The organism is Vibrio sp. 10N.261.51.F12 (genome assembly GCF_041471725.1).
In the GTDB taxonomy this organism is placed as follows: Bacteria; Pseudomonadota; Gammaproteobacteria; order Enterobacterales; family Vibrionaceae; genus Vibrio.
In genome coordinates, this window is record NZ_JBFROV010000012.1 from 70,243 (window position 1) to 94,716 (window position 24,474).

At 44.4% G+C, this 24,474-nt stretch carries 30 protein-coding genes; 9 read left to right on the forward strand and 21 right to left on the reverse strand.

Annotation, left to right across the window (positions count from 1 at the left end):
• The first annotated feature begins 446 nt into the window (after positions 1-446).
• The 7 genes from AB4405_RS06360 to AB4405_RS06390 all read left to right on the forward strand — a co-directional run bounded on the left by AB4405_RS06360 (position 447) and on the right by AB4405_RS06390 (position 9,000).
• A complete protein-coding gene (locus AB4405_RS06360; protein ID WP_372060105.1) occupies positions 447-1,898 on the forward strand; it encodes a YfcC family protein in 1,452 nt (483 codons plus the stop codon).
• Positions 1,899-2,914: 1,016 nt separating this feature from the next.
• Positions 2,915-4,135 carry an arginine deiminase gene (arcA, locus tag AB4405_RS06365; protein ID WP_372060106.1) on the forward strand — a complete coding sequence of 407 codons (1,221 nt, stop codon included), beginning with the start codon at positions 2,915-2,917 and terminating at the stop codon, positions 4,133-4,135.
• 131 nt (positions 4,136-4,266) lie between these two features.
• Positions 4,267-5,178 carry a carbamate kinase gene (gene arcC, locus AB4405_RS06370; RefSeq protein WP_372060107.1) on the forward strand — a complete coding sequence of 304 codons (912 nt, stop codon included), beginning with the start codon at positions 4,267-4,269 and terminating at the stop codon, positions 5,176-5,178.
• Positions 5,179-5,330: 152 nt separating this feature from the next.
• Positions 5,331-6,341, forward strand: a complete 1,011-nt coding sequence (locus tag AB4405_RS06375) for an ornithine carbamoyltransferase (RefSeq protein WP_102469569.1) — start codon at positions 5,331-5,333, stop codon at positions 6,339-6,341.
• 496 nt (positions 6,342-6,837) lie between these two features.
• Complete coding sequence (gene pyrB, locus AB4405_RS06380) at positions 6,838-7,767, forward strand: aspartate carbamoyltransferase (protein WP_372060108.1); 930 nt, start codon at positions 6,838-6,840, stop codon at positions 7,765-7,767.
• Between the two features lie 49 nt (positions 7,768-7,816).
• Positions 7,817-8,281, forward strand: a complete 465-nt coding sequence (pyrI, locus tag AB4405_RS06385; RefSeq protein WP_102469571.1) for an aspartate carbamoyltransferase regulatory subunit — start codon at positions 7,817-7,819, stop codon at positions 8,279-8,281.
• Between the two features lie 233 nt (positions 8,282-8,514).
• Positions 8,515-9,000, forward strand: coding sequence for an arginine repressor (locus AB4405_RS06390; RefSeq protein ID WP_102469572.1), 486 nt, complete (start codon positions 8,515-8,517; stop codon positions 8,998-9,000).
• A gap of 39 nt (positions 9,001-9,039) precedes the next feature.
• Here the strand turns inward: AB4405_RS06390 and AB4405_RS06395 are convergent, their stop codons facing one another.
• Positions 9,040-10,371 carry a DEAD/DEAH box helicase gene (locus AB4405_RS06395; RefSeq protein ID WP_372060109.1) on the reverse strand — a complete coding sequence of 444 codons (1,332 nt, stop codon included), beginning with the start codon at positions 10,369-10,371 and terminating at the stop codon, positions 9,040-9,042.
• 416 nt (positions 10,372-10,787) lie between these two features.
• Here AB4405_RS06395 and AB4405_RS06400 point away from each other — a divergent pair, with 416 nt between their 5' ends.
• Positions 10,788-11,036, forward strand: a complete 249-nt coding sequence (locus AB4405_RS06400; RefSeq protein ID WP_102469574.1) for an Lpp/OprI family alanine-zipper lipoprotein — start codon at positions 10,788-10,790, stop codon at positions 11,034-11,036.
• Between the two features lie 175 nt (positions 11,037-11,211).
• On the opposite strand, the gene AB4405_RS06405 is transcribed toward AB4405_RS06400, so the two are convergent.
• Complete coding sequence (locus AB4405_RS06405) at positions 11,212-11,886, reverse strand: Rha family transcriptional regulator (RefSeq protein ID WP_372060110.1); 675 nt, start codon at positions 11,884-11,886, stop codon at positions 11,212-11,214.
• A gap of 365 nt (positions 11,887-12,251) precedes the next feature.
• On the opposite strand from AB4405_RS06405, the gene AB4405_RS06410 reads away from it, so the two are divergent.
• Positions 12,252-13,364 (forward strand): hypothetical protein, encoded by a 1,113-nt coding sequence (locus tag AB4405_RS06410; RefSeq protein WP_372060111.1) that lies wholly within the window; start codon positions 12,252-12,254, stop codon positions 13,362-13,364.
• Positions 13,365-13,940: 576 nt separating this feature from the next.
• Here the strand turns inward: AB4405_RS06410 and AB4405_RS06415 are convergent.
• From AB4405_RS06415 to AB4405_RS06505, 19 genes are read right to left on the reverse strand one after another with little or no spacing between them, the layout of a single operon-like run.
• On the reverse strand, positions 13,941-14,138 hold the full coding sequence (locus AB4405_RS06415; RefSeq protein WP_372060112.1) for a hypothetical protein: 198 nt from the start codon (positions 14,136-14,138) through the stop codon (positions 13,941-13,943).
• A 1-nt stretch (position 14,139) separates the two neighbouring features.
• The gene (locus AB4405_RS06420; RefSeq protein WP_372060113.1) at positions 14,140-14,835 is read right to left on the reverse strand and encodes a hypothetical protein; all 696 of its coding nucleotides are present in this window, start codon (positions 14,833-14,835) and stop codon (positions 14,140-14,142) included.
• Positions 14,826-15,515, reverse strand: a complete 690-nt coding sequence (locus AB4405_RS06425; RefSeq protein ID WP_372060114.1) for a hypothetical protein — start codon at positions 15,513-15,515, stop codon at positions 14,826-14,828. The genes AB4405_RS06420 and AB4405_RS06425 overlap by 10 nt, the downstream gene beginning before the upstream one ends.
• 20 nt (positions 15,516-15,535) lie before the next feature.
• A complete protein-coding gene (locus AB4405_RS06430) occupies positions 15,536-16,072 on the reverse strand; it encodes an adenine glycosylase (protein ID WP_372060115.1) in 537 nt (178 codons plus the stop codon).
• A gap of 9 nt (positions 16,073-16,081) precedes the next feature.
• Positions 16,082-16,387 carry a tail fiber assembly protein gene (locus AB4405_RS06435; RefSeq protein WP_372060116.1) on the reverse strand — a complete coding sequence of 102 codons (306 nt, stop codon included), beginning with the start codon at positions 16,385-16,387 and terminating at the stop codon, positions 16,082-16,084.
• A 12-nt stretch (positions 16,388-16,399) separates the two neighbouring features.
• A complete protein-coding gene (locus tag AB4405_RS06440) occupies positions 16,400-17,332 on the reverse strand; it encodes a hypothetical protein (protein ID WP_372060117.1) in 933 nt (310 codons plus the stop codon).
• Positions 17,325-17,918, reverse strand: coding sequence for a phage tail protein (locus tag AB4405_RS06445; protein WP_372060118.1), 594 nt, complete (start codon positions 17,916-17,918; stop codon positions 17,325-17,327). Before AB4405_RS06445 ends, AB4405_RS06440 begins: the two co-directional genes overlap by 8 nt.
• 4 nt (positions 17,919-17,922) lie before the next feature.
• A complete protein-coding gene (locus AB4405_RS06450) occupies positions 17,923-18,456 on the reverse strand; it encodes a hypothetical protein (protein WP_372060119.1) in 534 nt (177 codons plus the stop codon).
• Positions 18,443-19,630: a baseplate J/gp47 family protein gene (locus AB4405_RS06455; RefSeq protein WP_372060120.1), complete on the reverse strand. Its 1,188-nt coding sequence runs from the start codon at positions 19,628-19,630 to the stop codon at positions 18,443-18,445. The genes AB4405_RS06450 and AB4405_RS06455 overlap by 14 nt, the downstream gene beginning before the upstream one ends.
• Complete coding sequence (locus AB4405_RS06460) at positions 19,623-19,955, reverse strand: DUF2590 family protein (protein WP_372060121.1); 333 nt, start codon at positions 19,953-19,955, stop codon at positions 19,623-19,625. The genes AB4405_RS06455 and AB4405_RS06460 overlap by 8 nt, the downstream gene beginning before the upstream one ends.
• A complete protein-coding gene (locus tag AB4405_RS06465) occupies positions 19,955-22,009 on the reverse strand; it encodes a phage tail tape measure protein (protein WP_372060122.1) in 2,055 nt (684 codons plus the stop codon). The genes AB4405_RS06460 and AB4405_RS06465 overlap by 1 nt, the downstream gene beginning before the upstream one ends.
• Before the next feature lie 25 nt (positions 22,010-22,034).
• The gene (locus AB4405_RS06470) at positions 22,035-22,178 is read right to left on the reverse strand and encodes a DUF6890 family protein (RefSeq protein WP_372060123.1); all 144 of its coding nucleotides are present in this window, start codon (positions 22,176-22,178) and stop codon (positions 22,035-22,037) included.
• Positions 22,179-22,219: 41 nt separating this feature from the next.
• The gene (locus AB4405_RS06475) at positions 22,220-22,483 is read right to left on the reverse strand and encodes a putative phage tail assembly chaperone (protein WP_372060124.1); all 264 of its coding nucleotides are present in this window, start codon (positions 22,481-22,483) and stop codon (positions 22,220-22,222) included.
• Complete coding sequence (locus AB4405_RS06480; protein WP_372060125.1) at positions 22,480-22,659, reverse strand: hypothetical protein; 180 nt, start codon at positions 22,657-22,659, stop codon at positions 22,480-22,482. Before AB4405_RS06480 ends, AB4405_RS06475 begins: the two co-directional genes overlap by 4 nt.
• Before the next feature lie 22 nt (positions 22,660-22,681).
• Positions 22,682-23,023, reverse strand: coding sequence for a hypothetical protein (locus tag AB4405_RS06485; protein WP_372060126.1), 342 nt, complete (start codon positions 23,021-23,023; stop codon positions 22,682-22,684).
• Complete coding sequence (locus AB4405_RS06490; RefSeq protein WP_372060127.1) at positions 22,998-23,585, reverse strand: lysozyme; 588 nt, start codon at positions 23,583-23,585, stop codon at positions 22,998-23,000. The genes AB4405_RS06485 and AB4405_RS06490 overlap by 26 nt, the downstream gene beginning before the upstream one ends.
• Positions 23,572-23,781, reverse strand: a complete 210-nt coding sequence (locus tag AB4405_RS06495; protein ID WP_250618020.1) for a phage holin family protein — start codon at positions 23,779-23,781, stop codon at positions 23,572-23,574. The genes AB4405_RS06490 and AB4405_RS06495 overlap by 14 nt, the downstream gene beginning before the upstream one ends.
• A 3-nt stretch (positions 23,782-23,784) precedes the next feature.
• Positions 23,785-23,991, reverse strand: a complete 207-nt coding sequence (locus tag AB4405_RS06500; protein ID WP_372060128.1) for a TraR/DksA C4-type zinc finger protein — start codon at positions 23,989-23,991, stop codon at positions 23,785-23,787.
• A 27-nt stretch (positions 23,992-24,018) separates the two neighbouring features.
• A complete protein-coding gene (locus tag AB4405_RS06505) occupies positions 24,019-24,474 on the reverse strand; it encodes a phage protein (RefSeq protein WP_250618022.1) in 456 nt (151 codons plus the stop codon).

Here is a 24,474-nt window from a genome sequence, read left to right on the forward strand (position 1 = left end):
TTACCTTTACCTTTACCTTTCGAGCAATCTCGGATTTACAACAGAGCCGAACTTTGACGGAAATCAATAATCGCTGCAATTTATTCTGTTGGCTGCTTTTGAATAGACCTGAATAAAATTCCCACTTATTTGTCGGAAAGGACAGGATACATTTGCAACCAGACAGGTGAGTACTTGTCACATGAATATTGATGCAAAAATAATTAACTCTTATTCCTACAAATTTTCATTAATATTTTTGGTCGATAAGTATCTACTGCATTATGTGAACAAGGACTGAGTTAATTTTATTGACTACTCATAGAATAACCCTATAAACATTTCTTACTTAAGTAAGACTGCTTTCTATAAATTATATTATTGGTTTCAACGTGGTAATTGAATTAACTTAATATATTCGACTGGTATTCAACTTGGTGGTCATCAAGTTGAATAAGGAGAAAGCCATGACTACACAAACAATGCCCGACAAATCAAAAAAACAAGGGTTCTTTTCTAATTTTAAATTTCCATCTGCCTATACGATTCTTTTTATTTTAATTGCACTTGTTGCAATGATGACTTGGATTATTCCTGCTGGGCAATACGACCGAGTAATGAATGATGACTTAGGTCGTGAAGTGCCTGTAACCGGTACATACCAATCGGTAGAAAGTAACCCTCAAGGTGTGGTAGACGTTTTACTCGCCCCTATTGATGGCTTCTACGACCACAATACCTATGAAGCTGCTGCCATTGATGTCTCACTATTTATATTAGTTATTGGTGGATTCCTTGGCCTAGTGACCAAAACAGGTGCTATTGATGCGGGTATCGAACGCGTCACCGCAAGGCTGCACGGCCGCGAAGAGTTAATGATACCGATACTTATGGCATTATTTGCCGCCGGCGGTACCGTATATGGCATGGCCGAAGAGTCTCTTCCTTTCTATACGCTACTGGTCCCGGTCATGATGGCAGCTCGCTTTGACCCACTCGTCGCAGCGGCAACGGTATTACTCGGAGCAGGCATCGGTGTTTTAGGATCGACCATTAACCCATTCGCCACGGTTATCGCTGCAAACGCGTCTGGTATTCCGTTTACCGACGGCATTATGCTGCGCGTATTCATGCTTGTTGCTGGTTGGGGCATTTGTGTGGCTTATGTGATGCGCTATGCTCGCATGGTAAAAAAAGACCAAACCAAATCCATTGTTTATGATAAATACGAAGAAAACAAAGCACATTTCCTAGGCAATCAAAATGGTGAGAAACTCGAATTCACCATGACGCGTAAAGTCATTTTAGCCATATTTGGCGGTTCATTTGCCGTGATGATCTACGGAGTATCCGTTGCAGGCTGGTGGATGGCAGAGATTTCCGCCATGTTCTTAGCTGCCACTATTCTTGTAGGGCTTGTGGCAAGAATGAGCGAGGAAGACTTCACGAACAGCTTCATTGATGGCGCACGAGATTTACTTGGCGTAGCACTTATCATAGGTATTGCGCGTGGTATCGTCGTCGTGATGGACCGAGGTATGATCACTGATACCATTCTAAACTCTGCGGAGCATATGGTGACAGGCCTGTCTTCCGTTGTTTTCATTAATGTGATGTTCTTTTTGGAAATATTGCTGTCATTCTTAGTCCCTTCTACCTCTGGTTTAGCCGTACTCACCATGCCAATTATGGCACCACTTGCCGACTTTGCTGGCGTAGGACGTGAGCTTGTCATCACTGCGTACCAATCCGCATCCGGGTTAGTGAACCTCATTACACCAACATCCGCGGTGGTGATGGGAGGCCTTGCTATAGCCAAAGTACCTTATGTTCGATGGGTAAAATGGGTCGCACCACTATTAGGTATCTTGACCGTATTCTGTGTTGTTGTACTCAGCGTAGGCGCACTGATCGCTTAAGCATATAAAGAAAATCGCGAGATATAATCGTTAACACCAAGAGCATCGCTTACGAGCGGTGCTCTCTTTTAAGTAATCACGCCCCCTTAAAACCTTCCCTGGTATGAGCCTGACACATTCAAATCCGTATTGGATACTTCCAACTATTCATGAACCACAGCCCGCGCTAAAGCTCACTCTCATGTCTTGTGTTTCCTTCTGTTATTACTCTACGCTGATTGGTTACGGTGATTGGCTACGGTGAATACACGATGCTATCGGATTAATGCTATCAACTCAGCACCCACTAACCTTGTCGCTTCATCCCTCAGGCCATTAATAATGAAGTTTTGGCTTATCTCCATCTGACCCAAACGTGCTCATTTCTCACTAAGAGGTACCATTTTGGGTAAAATTTAGGCGGAACATCGTTAGGAATTAGCGGTTCTGATTCAATCCATGCTCTTTCGCATTATCTCGCCTTGCTTCCACACTTCAAAACCACCCTAATAAAGCCATTGTTATTTAGATAGATTACTTTATATATTGGTAGTTAATTAGATTTAATAATGCTAGGGTCTATTTTACTCAGCGATTAGACTGTAATAACTGTGATGGTGATAACAAGTTTGTGATACTAATTTGTTATCACATGATTAATTTCCCTTCAAAAGGGTATAGATAGCATCACTGAGTGCATAATTACTCTATTCGTTAATAATCCACTCCTTTGACTCTTGCATTAAATTCTCTACACCACCAGATAAACCAACTCTCCACTAATTAATAGTGAATAATATTCCTACTTATTAGCCAATAAATTTTGGCAAGCATTAAATCGTCATGAATACCTATTGTTAATTACTCCGCGCCATCAACCACAAACGAATAAAATATATTTGTGAGCCTCATCAAATAAATACCCGCAGTGAGGAGTAATATTAATTTCACCACGAGAAAGCTAATAATAAAACCATACCCTAATAATGATAACTCGGTGACATTTGAGTCGATCATATAAGAAGAGAGATAACATCATGAATACACTTTATGTCGGTTCAGAAGTTGGTCAACTACGTCGCGTTCTTATCCATCGCCCAAGACGCGCTCTTACTCACTTAACGCCTTCGAATTGTCACGACCTATTATTTGACGATGTATTGTCTGTCGAACGAGCGGGTGAAGAGCATGATGTGTTTGCCCAGACATTACGAGATCAAGGTGTTGAGGTTCTATTGCTAACTAACTTATTGGCAGAAACCTTATCCGTTCCAGAGGCGAAAGAATGGCTGCTGAATACGCAAATCTCAAACTATCGATACGGCCCAACATTTGCTAATGATGTTCGCTGCTACCTTGGTGACATACCAAACCTAGAGCTGGCAAAAATACTCACAGGTGGTCTGTCATTTGGTGAAATGCAAATGCAATCCTCTTCAATATTGCAGTCCATGCACAAACCTACTGATTTTATTATCGATCCATTGCCTAATCATTTATTCACTCGCGATACTTCTTGCTGGGTTTACGGTGGGGTTTCAATCAACCCAATGGCTAAAGTAGCCCGTCAGAGAGAAACAAACCATGTAAGAGCCATTTACCGTTGGCACCCTACCTTTGCCGGTCAAGATTTTGTGAAATACTTCGGGGATGAAGAGAAGTCATACGACCGCTCTACCATTGAAGGTGGTGATGTTCTCGTCATCGGTAAAGGAGCGGTATTAATCGGTATGTCTGAAAGAACCACACCTCAAGGGGTTGAGCAACTTGCATCGGGATTATTCAAACATGGTCAAGCGAAACAAATCATCGCCCTTGAACTACCAAAAGATCGTTCATGCATGCATTTAGATACGGTGATGACTCATATGCGTGAAGATACGTTCTCCGTTTATCCAAATGTGATTCCTGACGATGTGAAATGTTGGAGCCTAACCGGCGACGAATCTGGTTTTGTCAAAGCGAAGCAGCAAGACTCGTATATCCATACGATAGAGAAAGCCTTACACGTAGACAAACTCAACCTGATCACGACAGGTGGTGACAACTTCGAAGCAGAGCGCGAACAATGGAATGACGCAAACAACGTATTGACCGTTAAGCCAGGTGTCGTCATCGGTTACGAACGTAACACTTATACCAATGAGAAATATGACAAAGCCGGCATTACTGTCTTACCTATTCCAGGCGACGAGTTAGGACGTGGACGTGGCGGTGCTCGCTGCATGAGTTGCCCGATAGAGCGAGATGGCATCTAACTCAGCCGTTGATTGATGGCCACCATAATTGATAAGCACACCGTCATTTATGGTGGCGACATCAGTCACCGACTCGCATTAATATTGAACGGGCAAAGCACCGCTTTGCCCCTGTAATAGGAAAACAAATCATGACAAAACAAACCATCGTCGTTGCTCTTGGTGGAAATGCATTGCTTCGCCGAGGCGAGCCTTTAGAAGCCGATGTTCAACGTCATAATATTGAAATCGCAGTGGCGACTATTTCTAAAATTGCTCAAGAATATAATGTTGTCTTAGTCCATGGTAACGGTCCACAAGTCGGTTTATTAGCGCTGCAGGGGCTGGAGTACAAAAAAGTTAACCCCTACCCACTTGACGTTTTAGGCAGTGAAACACAAGGCATGATCGGCTACATGCTGATGCAAGAATTCAAAAATCAAATGCCATCCGTCAATGTGACTTGTATGTTGACACAAATGACCGTTGATCCTAACGATCCGGCATTTGCTAATCCAACCAAACCCATCGGACCGGTTTACAGTAAAGAAGAGGCTTGCGAATTAGCGGAGAAGTTTCATTGGACGGTCAAACCTGATGGCGAGTTTTACCGACGTGTTGTCCCTAGCCCTCAACCAACAGGCATCATCGAACACGACGCAATTACCAAACTTGTTGATGAAGGTCATCTGGTCATTTGTACTGGCGGCGGCGGTATTCCGGTCAAAAAAGAAAACGGCAAACTAATCGGCGTTGAAGCAGTGATTGATAAAGACATGTCTGCTGCGTATCTCGCGAAACAGCTCAATGCCGATGCCTTACTTATTCTTACCGATGCCGACGCCGTGTATCTAGATTGGGGGAAACCCACTCAACATGCCCTGCGTTCAACAACCATTGGTGAACTGGCTAAACACCAGTTTGATGAAGGTTCTATGGGTCCAAAAATCGACGCTTCTTGTGAATTCATTAAACAAGGCGGGAAAGTGGTCGGCATTGGGTCTCTTGAGCAAGGTATTAAGATACTGGAAGGGACCGCTGGCACCAATATCGTCAAAGGCTAAATACGTATATACGCAAAAAATTACTCGATAGCGTTCAACTTACTCAATGCGTAACTGAACTCGATCAACACATAGATATTATCGGTCGCCTGCCATCACGACTTCGCTTGATTCGGTCATTGGCATCGCGACAACTCAAAAAGGAAATCATCATGGCTTTTAATCTTCGTAATCGTAACTTCCTTAAACTATTAGACTTTACTCCACGTGAAATTCAGCATTTCCTTGATCTTTCCGCAGAGCTCAAAAAAGCCAAATACAATGGCTACGAGCAGCCTCGCCTCAAAGGGAAAAACATCGCGCTCATCTTTGAGAAAAGCTCAACTCGCACCCGCTGTGCCTTTGAGGTTGCCGCCTTTGATCAAGGTGCGCGAGTGTCTTACTTAGGCCCATCTGGCTCTCAGATTGGCCACAAAGAGTCCATGAAAGATACCGCCCGCGTATTGGGAAGAATGTACGATGGCATCGAATATCGTGGTTTCGGGCAAGACATCGTCGAAGATCTTGGTGCCTATGCAGGAGTACCCGTTTGGAATGGTCTTACTGACGAATTTCACCCAACGCAAATCCTTGCCGATTTTTTGACTATGATGGAACACGGCCGTGGTAAGCAACTGCATGAAATCAAATTTGCATACCTAGGTGATGCACGCAATAACATGGGCAACTCGCTGATGGTTGGTGCAGCGAAAATGGGTATGGACATTCGCTTGGTCGCACCTAAACAATTCTGGCCAGAAGACACGCTGGTTGCACAATGTCAGGACATCGCAACGAAAACCGGCGCAAAAATCACCCTAACTGATGATGTCAACGAAGGTGTTCAAGGCTGCGACTTCCTTTACACCGACGTCTGGGTATCAATGGGAGAAGCAAAAGAAGCATGGGCAGAGCGCATCAATTTAATGCTTCCTTATCAGGTCAACATGGCAATGCTTAAAGCAACTGGCAACCCACATGTGAAATTTATGCATTGCCTACCTGCTTTCCATGGTGAAGATACGGCAGTAGGGAAGTCGCTTGCTGAGGAATACCCAATCCTTGCACAAGGCTGCGAAGTGACCGACGAGGTGGTGGAATCTGAGCATTCCATTGTCTTTGATGAAGCTGAAAACCGAATGCACACCATCAAAGCAGTCATGGTGGCAACATTAGGTGACTAACCTGAACAGCAACTGACTCCGTTGTCACAAAAGTACCGAGCCTTATTGATACTAGTTTATGAATAAGGCTCGCATAATATTTCAATAATAACCCTGAACATTGAGATTATTATTTAAGCTACAAAAGGTATCACTGGCGTTAATTCCTTCTCCAATTAATCTTACAACAATGGATAATTATCCATTTTCTGGATAGTTTTTCAGAACTATTGATTGGAGATAAATTAGCATTATAATTTGTCTCCAATGACTAAGGAGAAAACATGGCTTACCCGTTCAACATCCAACACCACTCTCGATTAATTAATCAAATAGGCCGTTGTTTTTCTTTTTATTACCGCCCTTAAGCCTCCTATTTTATGGAGGCTTTTTTGTATCTAACGAGTAACGAGTGTTTGGCTCGTTGTTTTTGGGTGTAACTCGTCACTTATACAAAACAAACTATTTCTACTTATCGATTACTTGCACTTAACTGACCACTAGAGAGCATCGCATTATGTCGCATTCACTGTTCAACAAGCACATCATTTCTATCCCTGAGCTGAGCCGCACTGAGCTAGAACTCATCGTCAACACGGCGACTCGATTAAAAGCAGAACCTAACCCTGAGTTATTGAAAAACAAAGTGGTCGCGAGTTGCTTTTTCGAACCGTCGACTCGTACTCGCTTATCTTTTGAGACGGCAGTGCAGCGACTTGGCGGCACCGTTATTGGTTTCGATAATGGTGGCAATACCTCACTCGCAAAAAAAGGGGAAACACTGGCAGATTCAGTCCAGGTCATTGCATCGTACGTGGACGCCTTTGTTATGCGTCACCCTCAAGAAGGCGCAGCCCGTTTGGCTTCAGAGTTTTCGAATAATACCCCTGTCATCAATGGCGGTGACGGCGCGAACCAGCATCCAACACAAACTTTGTTGGATCTTTTTTCTATCTACGAAACACAGGGCACGCTCGATAACCTCAATGTCGCCTTTGTCGGCGATCTCAAATACGGCCGAACGGTTCATTCATTGACGCAAGCCCTTGCTAAATTCAACAATATTCGTTTTTTCTTCATTGCACCCGACGCCCTATCAATGCCCGATTATATTTGCGAGGAGCTCTCGAGCGCAGACATCGCCTACAGCCTTCATGCCAGTATTGATGAGGTTGTCCCAGAGCTTGATGTGCTCTATATGACTCGAGTACAAAAAGAGCGCTTTGATGAATCTGAATACGCACACATTAAATCGGCCTTTGTTCTTAATGCCGATATGTTGACACAAGCACGCCCGAACCTGCGAGTCCTTCACCCTCTCCCTCGAGTAGACGAGATCACTACCGACGTCGACAAAACGCCTCATGCTTACTACTTTGAGCAAGCTGAAAATGGCGTTTATGCACGTGAAGCCTTGCTTGCACTCGTGCTCTCTGAGTCGGTTTAAAATCGCCTGTTTAAGGTCAATATTGATAACAATTTAAGAGGAAGGCAACATGAACAAGCAAACCAAACTTCAAGTAGAAGCGATTAAAAATGGTTCCGTCATCGATCATATCCCAGCCAATATCGGTATAAAAATTCTAAAGCTATTCAAAATGCATAAGAGCGAACAGCGTGTCACGATCGGGTTAAACCTCCCCTCCTCTGCACTCGGCGCAAAAGATATCATCAAAATAGAAAACATTTACCTCACCGAAGACCAAGCCAATCAGCTCGCGCTTTATGCACCGCAGGCAACCGTTAATCAGATTGAAGAATACAAAGTGATCAATAAATTATCACTTGAATTGCCAAAATCAATTATTTCTATCTTCCAATGCCCTAATAGTAACTGCATATCGCATGGCGAGCCTGTAGAGAGTAATTTCCGCGTGATTAATAAGAAAAGTAGTATCCAGTTAAAATGCCATTATTGTGAAAAAGTATTCTCACGAAATATCGTAACTGAAATTAAATAATAGGCGACACGTTATAAACAAAGAATATAACGGCAGAAATACTTGGATATTTATTCTACTCACTGAATAAATATCCATTCACTACTGACTAAAATAGAATATCAATAGTGTTAACTCACCGTCACTTATTAATAACCATTAAGTGGTAGAATGTGGCTCTATTCTCACTCCAAGGGTTCGGAGTGTGTCGCGACAAGGAAGGTATCGTTCATTCCATCATGAAAGGAGTAGTCATGAACGAGACTCTTGAATTATCAATCATCGAAGCCGATGACAAAACACTCACAGCAGCATGCAAGAAACTGCTCCAGCAACAGAGCTTTACGACACAAAACAAATTGCGAGAAGCCTTAGTCAATATCGGGTTTTCGGGAATAAGCCAATCTACGGTGTCTCGATTACTGTCGCAGCTTGGTGTCATCAAGGTGCAAAATGCTTGTGGGAAGAAAGCGTATTGTTTGACGGTAGAAAATGCGCCAGTGCGGGTTGAGTCATCGATCTCTTCTCAAATTGAATTTATAACGCATAACCAAGCTGTTGTTGTCGTCAAAACTCACCCTGGAAGCGCACAACTTATCGCACGGCTCGTGGATATTGATCCACACAGTGAGATATTAGGTACGGTAGGAGGGAATGATACGGTGTTGGTTATCCCTAAAAGCATCGCTGAAATCGACAAATGCGAGCGCATCGTTCGAATTCGGTTAGGGGTACTCTAAATCGACATAAAAAAAAGCCTCTAACGAGGCTTTTTTTTATTATTCGGTTTCAGCGGTTGGCTTAGGCTTTTTCTTCGGGATAAAGACCGTATCACCCACTGCGACATTCTGGTAGAACGCCTTATCACGCTTAACTGGCTTCTTAGTGCCCGTTTGTTTCTTCTTCTTCTGAGCAGGTTTTGCTGCGGTATTCTTAGCAAACGCAGGCTTACGAGGTTTCAAGCCTTTAAATTTGCCTTTAAGGCCGTCTAACTCAGAGAAAGTAATATCTTGTTGTAGGAATGACTCAACGCGCTTTAGGCTGTCCCAGTCTTTTGGACCGACAAGCGAAATAGCGTCACCTTTGTTGCCCGCACGACCGGTACGTCCGACACGGTGAACATATTCTTCAGTATGCTTTGGCATATCAAAGTTAATCACGTGCGTGACCGTATTGATATCAATACCACGAGATGCGACATCGGTCGTCACGAGGATCTTAAAGACATGACGTTCAAACTGACTCATGATGTTGTTACGCTGAGTTTGATTCAAGCTACCACTTAGCGCCACTACTTTTAATTTTTTCTCATTAAGCCAAGCGGCTAAACGCTCGGTATCAGCACGCGTCGCCGTGAAGATCATGACTTGTGTGTAATCGGCTTCTTGCAATACACGCTCAAGAATCGCTTCTTTATGATCTAAGTGATCGCACAAGTAGAATTTTTGAGTAATGTCTTTATGCTCTTCATTCGATACGCCAACAGAAATGCGTTTCGGCTCATTGAGCAATTCATTCGCTACGTCATTCATTTCAGTGTGATCAAGTGTCGCCGAAAACATGAGAGTCTGACGACGGCGGTGTTTCGCTGCACGATGAATTCGCATCAATTCAGGAGCAAAACCTAGATCTAACATACGGTCAGCTTCATCCAGAATAAGCGTTTCTAGGCCATCAAGGAACAAAGAGCGATGCTCTAAGTGATCCGCTAGACGTCCTGGCGTTGCCACGATGAACTTAGGGTAGCGGCTGAGTGCTTTTACTTGATCGTTAAAGTTCTCACCACCTAGGATAAGCGTCGCATCGTACGTCAAACCACCAAGCATTGCTCTAAGCTCACTATAGACTTGCTTCGCCAACTCACGCGTTGGCGCCAAAATGACAGCACGTGGGTCTTTAGCAGAGAAAGATTTACTTTTTAGTGATTTGTGAAGCATAGGCAGTACAAATGCCAGAGTCTTACCTGAACCCGTTTTCGAAGAGGCAATCAGATCCTTACCCGCAATGGCGACTGGGATCGCTTGCTTCTGGATATCTGTCGCTTTTTTGAAGTCGTAGTGCTTCAAACTCTTCAATAAACGGTTATCAAGACCAAGATCTTTAAATTGCAATGGTTGTACTCCTAACGAGGTGGAACGAACTAAAAAATAAGGGGCGCATAATACATGATATTTGTCATCGTCACCAGCATAGTGCATAGCAACTAAAAAACCTAAATTTCGACGGATGTTGTAGTCTAATTCTTATGCAAAGATGCGAACATAAGCTTTTTTTTCAGAAAAGCCAATGAAACAATAAGTTAACGCGACACCTGTTATATATCGTGATTTAGATCACATTAACACGGTACTAATTAATCTCATAATTAAGACAGCTAAAATTTAACGATAAAATCGCGTAATTTTTTGGTTTTTCTGACTTTTAAATAGTTTGCGTTCTTAAAATAAGGCACTAAACTGAAAATTAGCCTTATTGCCTAGATGTAGCAGGGCTGTTTGAAATAATAATATCCTCAAGGAGCTTTATAATGAATAAAATGATAATTGCAGCAACAGCAGCGTCGGTTCTACTACTAGCAGGTTGTGCATCTGGTCCAGATGAAGCAGAAATGGCTAAAATGGATGATCTAAACAACCAAGTAAGCCAACTAAGCACTGATGTACAAGCGCTTAAAGACGAAGTACAAATGGGTAACAAAAACGCAATGGCTGCACAAGAAGAAGCAGCACGCGCGAATGAGCGTATTGATAACATCGCTCAGTCTTACACTAAGTAAGTTAAACTAGCTTTAAAATTCGATATTAATCAATAGTTTACATTTCGAATAGCCGCCTAATGGCGATAAAGTGGCGACATGATTTCATGTCGCCACTTTTGTTTTTATGGCTGCAGTCGCGCTGTCAGCGCCAACTGAAACAAAATCCCCACACCTTACTTTGTCGCCATACTCGTTAGAACGGGCTTCGCGCTGAATATTTCCGTAGCACCTTGCGTATGTTTTCCCAAAGTTCTTCAAGATCACGATAAACAAAGTAGTCGCCACTATTCACACTCTTGCTTCCACCGTTAGACCAAGTCGGTTCTCTTTCATTCTTCCCTGCGACACCATACTTAAATAGCACGGTAAACCTATCACCCTCCATTCGAACGCTGAACGTTATGTGGTAAGTCCAATGTTTCTCAGATTCGCAGCGTCGATAAAGTGCTGGCAGCCAACCTGAATCATAATAGCTTGGTAACCGTGAAAATGTAGTGAGCAAATTGCTCGATTGGGAAAGCACGGGAGAGGCAGGTTTGAGTTGGTTTGCCATTTGATTAAATGCGTTGATGTAGGCTTCTTTGATATGTGCTGCTTGCTTACCAGTAAAGCCCATAACAAGGAACATAAAGCCGTCTTTGGTCATTTCATATGCTTTGCGAAGCTGACCTTTCCTATCTCGATAATCAACCAGCGCAAAATTGCGCCCGTTGAATTCGTCTGAGCATTGAAGGGATTCAAGCCTCTTTAAAACATCTTTGTGCTGTTTATTAAATGCTTCTGCGACTTTAAGTGAAGATGTGCGGATTTTCTCGCCTTGATTAAAGACAAGATCAGATACTGTGAGAGTTAGAGAAGCTGTAGGCATAGTGGCCTCCGGAAGTAATTTAGTAAAATCACCACACAAAGGTACTAATCTTCGGGTGGTGAACTGAACAAGGTTAGTACTACCGCACTTCCGAAACGGCGCGCCGAAGCGCCCTCGCCCAGCCCACCATAATGCTAATAGTACAGTTCCTATACGAAACGACTATGTTTAGATGTGCCGAAGCCGCACATAAAAAAACCAGCAAAAGCTGGCATCTACGTGCCGGAATGTCATTGCGGGGTACTAATCCCGACACTGGATTTTGCCAGTGCTTTTGTAGAATAGGTCGTGGTTCCTTTTGTGTCAATGAGTTATATTGGTGTACATTGAGTATATGATTTTTCTTCATCCTACACGAGTCCATAATGTCAAGCGCCATCGAGAAGCTACGTCAACATGAAAATAAGTTCCCATATAGTTTATTAGGCATAATTGCGAGTATTTTAATCGGTGTTGGTGGTATTGCATTCACCATGCTCTATAAACCTTCTCCCCAGCTAGATATCGAGGTTGTGTCCAACTTTAACGTACTCGATGTTAAAGAAAGCCTAGGTAAGTTAGACGTTATATACCGAGGTAAAAGCCTCAATGAAGATGGTCAGTCTCTTTCTGTAATTACACTTAAGATCGTAAATAATGGTGACGACAACATTCGGGTTAACTCATACGACGATAAAGCACTCGCTGGTTTCAAATTGACCAAAGGTATTATTCCAGAAGAACCTACGGTTACCATTTCAAACACGTCGTATGAAAAAGACAATATTCCTCTTTCACAAACAGAGCCAAATAAAATTCTTCTACCAAAAGTAATCATCAACTCTGGTGATTACTACGAAGTCAAGTTAATCGCCTTACATAGCAAAGATGAAACACCAGACGTTACTGCATTTGGTGTAATAGAAGGTGTGGACAAAGTAAGAGTCATCCACAACCCCGATTCAGCGGACGAACGTTCAATATTAGGGCGCCTTTTCTCTGACAACTGGAAGATAAACACTGGAAGGTTTCTGTTACTAGGTTTCGCTTTTTTACTTACTTTCATTCTTGTTTTAGCTTCTATCTTAGTAAGTATTGATAAACGCAAAGAGAGAAAAATCCGTCAACTAGCAGCTAACTTTTATAATTGCACAGCTCAAAAATCTCCAATGTCAAAAAAACAAATGCTGCTAGCCAGCCAACTATTGGTTGATTATAAGTCTACTGCCAAAATATTGTACAGCCGATTAAATGACAAAGAGATACCGTTATGTCCAAATATTATCAATGACCAATATGGAAAGCTTGCTGAGCATTTTATGTTGGTAAATTCCGAAGGCGATCAGCTTACTGCTGATGGTGCTGCAATTGCATACTTCATTGATTTATACGACTTTTTAGTTCGAGAAGAAGTTTTGAAATATTTCGTATTCAAAGGGGATGTGGATCATTTATCTGATCAAGATACCATAATCATAAAATCAGAGGATTCTGATTAAGTTGAAGATAATGTGTAGGTTGTAGTGTAAATTCTTTATTGAGGTCGTACCAAGTGCGACCTTTTTCATTTTCGAAAAAATCATTTTAAGGCTCAATGGGCGCTTAGCCCTCGTAGCATAAAGGCTTTGCGATGCAGACCATGATCATTAAAATCACACACCAGATCATTAAAACCGTAACGAAATCTAGGATAACCACTATTTATCAGTGAGTTAAATAAGACTCGAAATCCCAAAGCAGAACTTCACACGCGATCTTTTTTCAATTTTGATCAATAGCTGAAATTTAGTACAACGCTATTTTAGGCTCTTTCTTCATATCGAGTTACAACGTAATCCCCTTGTCTTATAAGGCTTGAGTCGATGATATAGCTACGATGTAAGGCTAAAGAAATGCGCATGTTCTAAATTGCGAAAAAACCAGATCGAAAACGTCGCAGGTGGGGAGGAGGAGTGCGGATTTCGTCACCTGATTGCTCCTTTCCGTGACGTAAGGCTGTCGCTATGCCATTGGGCTTTAGATATAAGAAAAACGCCCGTGGTGGGCGCTTAGTGATTGTATGGTATGTGTTTAGCTTAGGTTACTTTGTAGTTCCCGGCTGAGCTGCCGCCTGTAACTGGCACTTGGGCATTCTGCGTAATTTCGTCCACTACTGCGTTAGCAATGGCTTCTGCCATCTTTCCAGCCATTGCAAACTCACCATCGAGCACAAAGCCCTGTGCTTTCAGTTCTTTTTCTAGCTTCTCTTTCAGTGATGCTTTGCTTAGTGCCATCTTACTTACCTGCAAATACGGTGGTCGATACGTCTACATGAGGCTTACCCATAAACGGGCAAATGCTTGCACCTGTGCAGACTCCTTTGCCAGCATTCATCTTTATCGAGTCTGCATTCTCGGTGATGTTCTTAGCCGTGGTAGCCTTATTACCTTTGACGGTTTCTGTGTGATCGCCTTCGATTTCAGCTACACGGTTTTCTAGCACTTTGATACGTTGGTTTAAGCATTCCAACTTATCTTCTTTATCTGTCTTGCGCTCAAAGTTTCCGTCTTGGTCTACCAGCTGGTAAACGCCTTTGCGTTGTTGGTATCGGCTTTCCCCTTCTTTTATGCCTGGTAACTTGAACCCAAGCGGAAGAACGCAACGAATAAAAGGCTTGTCCGGTTGGCCAAACATAAAACCTAACTCAACAATACTGCCGATAGCCGGTGGCTCTAATCGGCCAGCGTGATCACCAAGACCAGGCACGGGAAGTGGTACCGCCTGCAATGGTGGTTTATCTTCGTACTCCATACCCTTTTCATCAAGTAGCTGAACATCCACAGCATAGTGAGGATAAAAGCGATCCGATAAATCCCCTTCTTCTGGCAGCTCTGGCAATGCAACGACCTTGCCCCACCTTGGCAAATGCCATTGGCCTGTAAACTCTGGGAACAAGCGGAAGATAATGCGCTTAATAACATTCACATCCATGTTAGCTTCGCCTCCGTTCCTTCAAACTCGACACCGACTAAGCGAAGTCCATTAACGACAACACCTGGCTTTAGTTTTGGAATAGCCGGTATCTTTACCGACTTGTTGGCCGTGTGGTTGGTCATAAGTTCATTGGGTATGGTGATAGGCTTATCTGCCCAGAATGAATCCTTCCAACTGCCAACGTAAATTTGCCCGTTGCCTTGTTGTTGCCAGAATAAGCCATCAATGCTGAACGCTTGGGCTAACTCGTCTATAACTCGGTAGCCGTTACCATCGCTGTAAAAACAAGGAATAGCTGTTTTGCTGTAAGCTTTCTCTGGTACCACAAACTGAAGGCCCGTTTTATTGGTGACTTCGCTAAGCAGCTGCATGAGTGTTGGGTGACGCATGATGATGTTAAGTGGTTTATAGAGTATTGCGGCTAATTCACGGCAAAACACTTTCGACCATCCTTTTTCTGCAGGTTGAACTCGTTCGATGTAACCAAGGAATACTCGAGTAATGTCATCACCCCAACCAAGGTCCACGGCAATGATGGCGTTGGGTTGCGGGTTTCCTTGAATTGAGAGTTCACAACGTCCTGGGGTATTTTCGCTAAACACAATGCGATGACTTTTCACTTTGGCCTTGGATTTGCCAAGGTAAGCTCGGCAAAGAAATTTGTTGTTTGTTGTCATTGTTCACCGCCTTTTTACGGTTAGGCCAAAGCATTATCCACCGCTTTGAGTACTTTCATTACGCCCGTTAATTCCACATCCGTATCTGGCGGCACGTCGTCACTTTGTCCGGCTTCAACGGGTGTATTTACCCCTTGAACTTTTTGTTGGGCGGCGGGTTTATCCGGTTGGCGTTGCTCTACTCGTTCTGGTACCGATAGATGCTCTACAAGTTCAAATGAAACACTCCATTGCCTGTGAGAATCTTGCTCATCAGCACGAACGGCACCTTGGAATTTCACTTGGCGAATTTTCAAAGCTTCTGCCGTTTTGTTACTGATACGGTAGATATGGCGAGACCCAGTTTCTAACGCTTCAGCCATGCTAAACAGATTGGTAAGAAGTTGGCTTTTACTGAACGGGATCACGCCTTTTACAGTTAAGATTTTACCCTTAGTACCTGTTTCCGCTTGGTCGGTAGCCGAGGTTTGGCCGGACATGTCTTGTCCGGCGAGTTGTTGGCGTACGCTTATGCGTAGGTTTTTTAATGGGAGTTGGGAGCCGTCGAGAGTTAGCATTAAAAGTTCCTATAACACTGGCTTTTCAGGCCAAATAACATCTTCAGGTGAGCTGTAGGTTTGAGGGACATCACGTAGCTCTTGGCGGTACGCTGCGAACTCAGCGATTTTTTCAGGACTTAACGGGCTGTCTTGCCCCTGCGTCCAGTCGGTTTCAAATAACAACTGACTGCGTTTTCCTGAAATTTCCTTCCATAGTTCATTATCCAACGCCGCATCAATGATACTTTGTCCAATACCTAACTCTTGTAGATCTTCTATCGTCACATTGTAATAGTGACACCCGTTTATTTCTGCATGAGCAATCATTTGCATTTTCAGTCCCTATTAAGCAGTTAGTGGTACTGTCGAACGAATGTTATCTTTGCCAACGAGTGGTCCGATTAACTCAGGTAACGTAATACCACCATTCAAAGACAAAGAAATAATTTCTAAATCAAATGGAAGGTTTGCCGTCCCATACTGATCCACTAAATATTGGAAACCATTAGTGATTAAATCATTTGATAAATCACGCTTCGTAACCGACGAATAAACAATAGCGATAGTATCTAACCAACCAATCGTTCCGCTAGCATGTTGCTGAAACAGCGCGCTGTTATTTAGGGTTATGTTCGACGAATAGAATGTTACTCGCCCACCTGTTACACCATTTGAATGTGTCCCAAATAATGCGCTTATGTAGTTCACTGGGACTCCTGACGACACCCAATCTTGCCAACGGCAAGTTTCAACATCGACACCAAAAAATTGAAAATTACTTCCTCCTTTCAATAGGAAGCTTTTAGCTTCAATATTATCTCCATTCTTCTTAGCTGAATGAGTAAGCACAGGGGGAGTGCCGTTAGCTCGATAAGATTTGAATGCTACTGTCACATTGTCAGCAATAACTTTTTCATTTAGAACATAACGGCAGCCATCTCCTGTCAAATAGATAAGTGAATTAGTTCCAGAGATGATTTTTTTAAACGCACTCTCTACTGTATCAAGCGGGTCTAACTGTGTTCCACTGCCTTCTGGTGTCCCTTCACTAGAATCAACAAAAAGAACAATATCAACTTTTCCTTGTATCGCTGCTTCAATATCTCCTGTCGCTTGAGTTATTTTGGTATCCATCTCGGACATTTTCTGATTAACTTTACTGTCAATATCACCCATCTTCCCCGCGACTTCTTCTGCCAAGTCCCGGCTTTCTTGCGTTTGGGCCATCGACTGGTCTACCGCTTGCTGCAATAGCTGCTCAATATTTTGATTAACCATTTAATTTCTCCAATGCATTCAATCGTTCAGTGATTTGAATGTTCTTGTGATAAAGCTCGACAATGTGTTTTTGAGAAGCAAAGTGATTTGCTGCTAAAGACACCACCATCGTGTCAAAGTAATTAATTTTGTCTGAATAATTGAATTGCCATGTTTCGGCAGGCACGATGATATTTGTGATTGCTTGTGCGCCCGAGAACTTGAGCAAGAAGTTACGCGTTAAATTGTTCCCTTCTTCACCCGTCAATTCATTATTTTTGCGTTTAGACTGCACCACCATGTGGTTGGCCGACACCAACACACCTTCTTCACTCACTAGACCAAGCCAATTGAAATCAAAATTCCCAACCGTGTTATCCAAAATCAGTGAGTAAACCACTTCATTCGAATTCACATACGCGCTACGAGTTGGGGTCATTCTTAGTCGAATGTGGTTACTTGGCGGCAAAGACTGATTTCTTTCTGGCGGCACTGAAGGATCAACACCTGGTACGTAGGCCAAAACAAACTCTGCAATTTCTAGTGGTTCTTCTGCTTGCTGCTTTTGTGCAATAAGCCGTTCACCCGCGATAGTAATGACTGCCATATTCTTATCCTATTGAAGCGGAGTAGGTTTCATGGGTGTGGCTGAACTCAGCGACCGAAACATGAAAATTAGCGGTAGAGGTAACATCAAAGCTGTATCGGCGGCACGTTCGACCGTATTGCCTCACGATGGCATCCATCAAACCTGGTACATCGTTGATATCTCCATCTTTAACTTTGACGCTCACAATATCCCAAGGGTAATAATTCAGCCGTTCGTCAATTTTGATGTGTGGGTAACCGAGTTTGGCAAACATATCTTCCCAACCCACTTCCGAGCCGCCGCCTGCCGCAAACGAGTAAGCAAAGTTCACTCGTATTCGGTATATCTGCTCAGGCTCTTTGGGTAAGCGTTCAATGTCACGCTGCCAAGCAATCAAATCGACAAACTCAATGGGCGCGACCATGGGATCAAGCTGCTGAAGTGGCCATTCCAAAATGGCTTTAATTCGGCTCCAATATCCCAACAGAGCATTGCCTAATTTGTAGAGCTCGCCTTTACCCATCCAGTGCTTAAGCGTTAAGTTAGGCAGATTCAATGTTCACCTCCAAACGGCTCATCCGTGGCACTTCCATACCATTGGCAATATCAGCGTTCTCGAACTCTATCGACTCAACTTCAGGGAACTGGCCGTGAAGCTCTTGCGCTAATTTAGAAAAGCTAAAGCGCGATGATGGTTTCGTTTTCGTCGCCTTGTAGTCGGTGTTCTGCCTAAATGCTGAACCAATGAATAGGCCAATATTCGTTTCTAGTTCTTCCCTTTCGGTACTCGTTAGCACTCGACCTACCCACGCTCGGCATGTCACATCAATGAGGTTACCTGGCATCGCATACACAAGAAGATCATCGCCGTGGCCATGATTGCCATCACGATTAATATGATTATTTAAGTCACTGAGCATTTGAGAAGATGGCTCACCGGAATCCAATAAAATGAATGCGTTGGCTGAACCGGCACCGCGTGGAGCGTTATGTTCGAAGTAGACGTTTTCGCTATTGATACCCGCGCGTAGCATAAGCAAAGAACGGTACGCCGCATCGATATGCCATTTTGCTACGCCACTAAATTGGTTGCGAATACGCACTCGAAGTTGATCATCACTTTCTTTATCCGCCCCTGCTTCAATAAGCCAATCCGCTGAGTTGACGCCTTCTCCAATACCTGGCACTGCCGTGGCGAAAATATGGTAGTAACCTTCACCAAGATTAAACGCAGCGCCTTCATGTTCAGCTTCCACTTCACCCATTACAGACAGCGCATTTTCAGGCAACGCGGTGTCTTCTTTTAAAATAACGCGATAAACCGTGCCGTTAATGGGGTCGGTCTGAATAAAAGTGCCTTTGGGGACCACAATGACTGGCCCCTTTGATGCGGCCCGATAGAACACCACTTGCCCCACTGCTTTCGTGGCAGGCTTTCGTAGTACATTGAATTGCCACGCCCATAAATCCAACCACTTGTCTTTTGCGGTTGCGACAAACATATTTGGCAGTATGTAACCCACCAAAAAGGTATTGATAAGCCATACCGTCGGACTGATTACCATGGTTTCTATCAAGCGCCAGAACGGGGAATACTTTGAATCATTAGCAATGGTGCTGCCTTGTTTTTCTGCTTCTTCTTTCAGCACGGCTTTCCACTGTGCTTCTTCAAGAGGCAAACCCGCTTTCTTGGCCAGTTCAGTAAAGTCCGGTTTAGGGATATCAGTCAAGGTTCACCTCTGCGCTTACGCTGCCAAACTCTAGGGTTTCTGCAAAAATATAAATTCGTCCATCGTCGACTTCTTCAATACGAACCGTCCCAGGTACCAATCGCACATCTTCTTCAACCAAGAGCTCTAGTTGGGTCCGTGCATCCGCCTTTTTTGAGGGGCTTCGCTCAGCAATCAGAAACACAGCCAGATTGCTTTCAATGATGGCGTGCTTAATGTCTTGGGCGATCACGGCTCGGTCTTGAATCAATACCGGGTTACGGCCTGCATCGAGCACCACATCACCGTTTTCAATCAGCAAGTCTTGGTATTTAAAATCTGCCATTAGCCTGCCGCCATTTCTAATTCACTCGCCATGTCTTGTGGGTCACTCATGTAGGTTGGGTAAATCGCCACGCCACCATAATTGGTGGAACTGGTTTGATAGTTGGCAATGCTCTTGGCCGCGCCACCTTGAGGAATTTGTGCATGAGGGGTCGCCCTTTGCACTGACTTCGATTTCACTTGAATAGATTCATCCTCACCGCCGAAGCCTGGAACCCAATCCACCAACCCTTTCAAGCTTTCCCAAATACCCGCCAACTTGTCGGTAAACCAACTAAACACGCTGCCGAATATGTTGCGCATGTATTCGGCCATTTGCCCAATGAAGGCAAAGCCACTGGTATCTGTGAATCCACTCATCACCCATTTCCAACCAGCCGATACGAAATTGAATAACGTTCGAAATGGCAGGGTGATTAAATTGATGGCACCTTCTAATACTTGGAACCACGTTGTGTCACCAAATGAGGCCTTGAGATCATCCCAGTAATAAATGAGTGCGCCCACGGCCACCACGGCTGCAGTAACACCCGCAGCAATGAGGAAAACAGGGTTAGTGAGTAGTGCGGCTGTAAATTTTAAAGCAGCCATTGTGCCTGTCATGAATGCACGACCTAGCCAAGTAAGCGCTGTTGTAGCTGTACCATAAATAGCCGCTGACATAGTCACAGCACCATTGAGCAACCACTGCCCAGCGGTCACCAGTTTGGTTTTTACCCCATAAATATTCATATTCATGTGTAGGGCGAGCAGCGACACTCTCAATACCTTGATTAACGCTGAATAACCTTGTTTCACGACCACCAACGCTTTTAGCGCGAGCATATAAGCGGCCATCGCTTGTTTGCCTACGCCCATCATTAACGTAAATGCACCACCCGCTGCCGCTGCGGTTAAAATTCCTATGGCAGCAAAGCCAATATATTTGGTGAGGTTCGGGAACATCTCGGTCCATTCAATAATTTCTAACGCACCATCGGCTAAGCTTGAAATCACCGGTAACAATGCAGGAAGTAACGCAGCACCAAACGCAGTGCGAACGGCAAACACACCTTGTTCTAGCCTTTCCCATTGGTCGGTCATGCTGTGCGCCATATTGACGGCGGTATCTAAATTCGCGGCATTGTTTAGGCTGGATACATTGGATTTTAGGTCGTTCGTTTTGCCGATTAAGTCAGTGATAACCAATAGCGCTTGGTCACTACCGAATGCCCTTTTCAGCTTGGCTAACTCCATTGAATCCAGCTCACCGAACTCATTCCGAAGCTTGTTCATAATGTCGAACATAGGCAGCATCTTTCCATTACTGTCGGTAAAGGAAATGCCCAGGTCATCTTGAGCTTTCACTACGCCACTCAAAAACGCTTTGTATCGAGTCCCCGCTTCGCTGCCTGACATTGAGCCCTGCAACATACCGAGGATGGCCATTTGTTCTTCCATGGCGACACCGTGAGTTTTACCCAATGCGCCCACCCCTTTGAAAGCATCAGACATGCCTTGCCCGTTGGTTTTAAATAGCTCCACGGACTTCGCGGTTTGCCCTGCGACACGTTCTGCCCAGTTATCTTTGCCAATGTCATCCGCTTGGTCTTTGAATACCGAGTACATGGTGCCCATGTAGTTGGTAATCGTGGCGGTGTCGGCTTTGGTCGCGGCGGCCAAAATAGCAGAGCTTCTTGTCACACCCGCTAATTCATCACCGCTCATATCGCCCATCGCCGATTTAATATCGTAAGACGCAGCCACAAAATCCGTCGCGGACTTACCGTATTCAACCGAAAATTTCATGGCGGTAGACGTAAGGGTTTTCAATTGGTCATCAGCCACACCCAGAGACTTTACTTCGCCTAGTGCTCTATCCAATTCAATCGCTGGCATCAACGCTTTTTGCAATGCGAAACCTGCACCCACCATGCCAGCCGCACCCGCCATCATGGTATGGGTACCTTGACGATAGGTATTGGTGACATCATCCAGATGACGTTGAATATTGCCCAGAGGTTTTGAAATCTGGTCAATCAATCCAACTTGAAATCTGAGTGCTTCTGGTAACATTACGTGTTCCTGTTAACAAATAGGCTTAGGCGCCAAACCCTTTAGCTACACCGCTAGCGGTGACGGCTTGCATGTTTTCCCAATGGTTTGTCTCTAACCAAATCGCGTAAGCAAGGTTCTGATCAGTATCCGGTTCATTAGGTAGCCACTTTCGCCGCCACGCATACATCTTTTGCCTGTCGCTGCTTTCTACTGCTGCGACAAGCGCATCTATTTTTTTACTGAGATAGCGAGCTTAGGCGCGTATTCTTTAAGAACGGCGCCATAAATCTGTGTCGCCGCCCCTGCGTTGTTGTTAGTAATTTCGCGTAACGCCTCTTTTGAATCTTCGCTGACACAGCTCATTAAGAAGTTGTGCGCCGCGCTACTCGCATCACCTTGTAGAATGGTGTTTTGCGCTTCATCGTACTCGGCAGGGGTTGGGATAAATTCAATATCGGTATTGCCGACAGTTAGTACAATTGACTTGCTCATTGTTGTGTCTCCTGTTCGTGCATCGCACGCCATTTTAAATATTCATCGGGTTGTTTTGCACACTCTCCGAGTGCGGCTTTTAAATTGGGTATGTCATCGGTCACCACCTCTGGCCATGTACCGATCACTGTGGGTTTATAGCAAGGCTCGATCAAACCAGCAGGTGGCAGCTTCACGATCACTTCGGTTGCTGTCGTCTTAGTAGTGCTCGCGCAAGCGGTCAGTAACAGCGCTAGGAATAACGCATTCAATACCTTCCATCTGTTGTTTGAGCTGCTGTACTTCATCTTCTAGTTCCTGACGCTGAGTAATTTGTCGTTTCTTGCGAGCAACCAACACTTGGTTAATGTGCTGGTTATCCTGTTTGAGCGTGTTAATCGTGCGTTGATTGGTTTGGTTGTCCTGCTCTGCCTTATCTAACTTGATTTGAAGAAGATCTTGCTTGGCGTAACTCGCCTTAAGCGCAAACCCCTGCAGTACCAATAAACCAATGAACAACGCGAGCCCGCCCCACTTAATCCACTTCCATGCAGCGAGCATGCTCCGCCCTCCGCCGTTTCACTAAACCAGGTAGCTTCTTCCCAGCACCATAAACCCATCGCGGCAATTGATTGCACGCTTGTTCATAACGACTCGCCAAAAGGTGACTATAAATGCGAGTTTTGGTGCCATTACGATTACGTTCAAAACGGGTGCATCCGGTGTTAAAAGCAAAAGAGACAAAGGCATCAAATTGGCCCTGAGATAACGCTACCCCCGACTGTTTCTCGGCTCTTGCAATGCAGCGCTCTGCACCTTGCAAGTTCTTCACCCAATCCTTAGCCACTTGGTTCATGGTAATGATGAGATCCGGCACATCGTGCGTATTGCCAATGCCATTGGTTGTTAAACCTGATGGGCAGGTGTATGGATCTAATCGACATCCTTCCATATTGCCGACAATCGCGAGCCCTTTCGGACTGATACGAAGTTCGCCTAGCGCTTCATTAGCAACCACCACTTGCCCTGTGGGCGCCACTGAGTGGGTACCTAATGTTGCCCCGCCCGTAATTAAGGCGATGACCACACCAACCGAACACACTATCTTTTTAGCCAGCTTCATTGATGACGACTCCCTTTTCCTTGGCAATGCGCTGCATGTTGCGTTTATGCCAAATGTTAACTCCCGCCATAATTACCCCGAGCACGATGGAAGACAGGAAATACCAGTGCTCCATCGTCATTTGGCTAACGGCGATACCGAACACAGAACACAAATACGCTATGCCTGCGGTGATTTTATCTAGCCAGTCGCGCATTCATCACTCCCTTGAGGATTGGCACTGAGTGCAGTATTGGCACCCTGGCACTTTTTGACGGCGTTGCTCAGGGATTGGGTCACCACATTCTTCGCAATCCTGTGCACTTTCCCGTTGTTCATTTTGCTTAGCCCTTGCCAGGTGGTGAGCAAGCGCCACTTGTGTGAATTGGGCTTCAAGGCCACTGGCATGGTCGATAACATCAGACATTACGCCTCCTATCTATTAAGCAAAAAGTTACTGAACCAAGTCTTCGGTTTCATCTGGACGCAGGTATGGAACACCATTGATTTTGATGAAATCTGGGCTGGTCACTTCAAACGGCAACTTATGTACCAGTGCGTTGGCGCCATTGGAATCCACATCAAGCAGATCAGAGATTTTGATACGACAACCAAAGGCTTCTACTTTCAGTTCGTCTTTATCAATTTTGCCGTAGAACAACGAATCAAAGTCCGGCAGTCCGCGCCAAGAGCCGGCTTGTTTGGCTGCCTTGCTCATTTGGTTGAACTGCTGAGTGGTCAGCTCCATTTCACCGCTGGCTTCTACATCGCCATCAACCCAACCATCAGGTACACCAGAGGTTTTGTTCACGGCTGAATTGTCGGTAATCGATAGGGTGACTTTTTGCGCTTTTAGCTTGTAGTCGCCCATTGAAAAGTGCATGTTCTTGCCTGAAATACGCATGCTCAT

What these genes read in the sequence shown, in the direction of transcription:
- AB4405_RS06360 (WP_372060105.1), top strand. Translation starts at nt 447, where the DNA reads ATGACTACACAAACAATGCCCGACAAATCAAAAAAACAAGGGTTCTTT.
- arcA (WP_372060106.1), top strand. Translation starts at nt 2,915, where the DNA reads ATGAATACACTTTATGTCGGTTCAGAAGTTGGTCAACTACGTCGCGTT.
- arcC (WP_372060107.1), top strand. Translation starts at nt 4,267, where the DNA reads ATGACAAAACAAACCATCGTCGTTGCTCTTGGTGGAAATGCATTGCTT.
- AB4405_RS06375 (WP_102469569.1), top strand. Translation starts at nt 5,331, where the DNA reads ATGGCTTTTAATCTTCGTAATCGTAACTTCCTTAAACTATTAGACTTT.
- pyrB (WP_372060108.1), top strand. Translation starts at nt 6,838, where the DNA reads ATGTCGCATTCACTGTTCAACAAGCACATCATTTCTATCCCTGAGCTG.
- pyrI (WP_102469571.1), top strand. Translation starts at nt 7,817, where the DNA reads ATGAACAAGCAAACCAAACTTCAAGTAGAAGCGATTAAAAATGGTTCC.
- AB4405_RS06390 (WP_102469572.1), top strand. Translation starts at nt 8,515, where the DNA reads ATGAACGAGACTCTTGAATTATCAATCATCGAAGCCGATGACAAAACA.
- AB4405_RS06400 (WP_102469574.1), top strand. Translation starts at nt 10,788, where the DNA reads ATGAATAAAATGATAATTGCAGCAACAGCAGCGTCGGTTCTACTACTA.
- AB4405_RS06405 (WP_372060110.1), bottom strand. Translation starts at nt 11,886, where the DNA reads ATGCCTACAGCTTCTCTAACTCTCACAGTATCTGATCTTGTCTTTAAT.
- AB4405_RS06410 (WP_372060111.1), top strand. Translation starts at nt 12,252, where the DNA reads ATGTCAAGCGCCATCGAGAAGCTACGTCAACATGAAAATAAGTTCCCA.
- AB4405_RS06415 (WP_372060112.1), bottom strand. Translation starts at nt 14,138, where the DNA reads ATGGCACTAAGCAAAGCATCACTGAAAGAGAAGCTAGAAAAAGAACTG.
- AB4405_RS06420 (WP_372060113.1), bottom strand. Translation starts at nt 14,835, where the DNA reads ATGGATGTGAATGTTATTAAGCGCATTATCTTCCGCTTGTTCCCAGAG.
- AB4405_RS06425 (WP_372060114.1), bottom strand. Translation starts at nt 15,515, where the DNA reads ATGACAACAAACAACAAATTTCTTTGCCGAGCTTACCTTGGCAAATCC.
- AB4405_RS06430 (WP_372060115.1), bottom strand. Translation starts at nt 16,072, where the DNA reads ATGCTAACTCTCGACGGCTCCCAACTCCCATTAAAAAACCTACGCATA.
- AB4405_RS06435 (WP_372060116.1), bottom strand. Translation starts at nt 16,387, where the DNA reads ATGCAAATGATTGCTCATGCAGAAATAAACGGGTGTCACTATTACAAT.
- AB4405_RS06440 (WP_372060117.1), bottom strand. Translation starts at nt 17,332, where the DNA reads ATGGTTAATCAAAATATTGAGCAGCTATTGCAGCAAGCGGTAGACCAG.
- AB4405_RS06445 (WP_372060118.1), bottom strand. Translation starts at nt 17,918, where the DNA reads ATGGCAGTCATTACTATCGCGGGTGAACGGCTTATTGCACAAAAGCAG.
- AB4405_RS06460 (WP_372060121.1), bottom strand. Translation starts at nt 19,955, where the DNA reads ATGGCAGATTTTAAATACCAAGACTTGCTGATTGAAAACGGTGATGTG.
- AB4405_RS06465 (WP_372060122.1), bottom strand. Translation starts at nt 22,009, where the DNA reads ATGTTACCAGAAGCACTCAGATTTCAAGTTGGATTGATTGACCAGATT.
- AB4405_RS06470 (WP_372060123.1), bottom strand. Translation starts at nt 22,178, where the DNA reads ATGTATGCGTGGCGGCGAAAGTGGCTACCTAATGAACCGGATACTGAT.
- AB4405_RS06475 (WP_372060124.1), bottom strand. Translation starts at nt 22,483, where the DNA reads ATGAGCAAGTCAATTGTACTAACTGTCGGCAATACCGATATTGAATTT.
- AB4405_RS06485 (WP_372060126.1), bottom strand. Translation starts at nt 23,023, where the DNA reads ATGCTCGCTGCATGGAAGTGGATTAAGTGGGGCGGGCTCGCGTTGTTC.
- AB4405_RS06490 (WP_372060127.1), bottom strand. Translation starts at nt 23,585, where the DNA reads ATGAAGCTGGCTAAAAAGATAGTGTGTTCGGTTGGTGTGGTCATCGCC.
- AB4405_RS06495 (WP_250618020.1), bottom strand. Translation starts at nt 23,781, where the DNA reads ATGCGCGACTGGCTAGATAAAATCACCGCAGGCATAGCGTATTTGTGT.
- AB4405_RS06500 (WP_372060128.1), bottom strand. Translation starts at nt 23,991, where the DNA reads ATGTCTGATGTTATCGACCATGCCAGTGGCCTTGAAGCCCAATTCACA.
- AB4405_RS06505 (WP_250618022.1), bottom strand. Translation starts at nt 24,474, where the DNA reads ATGAGCATGCGTATTTCAGGCAAGAACATGCACTTTTCAATGGGCGAC.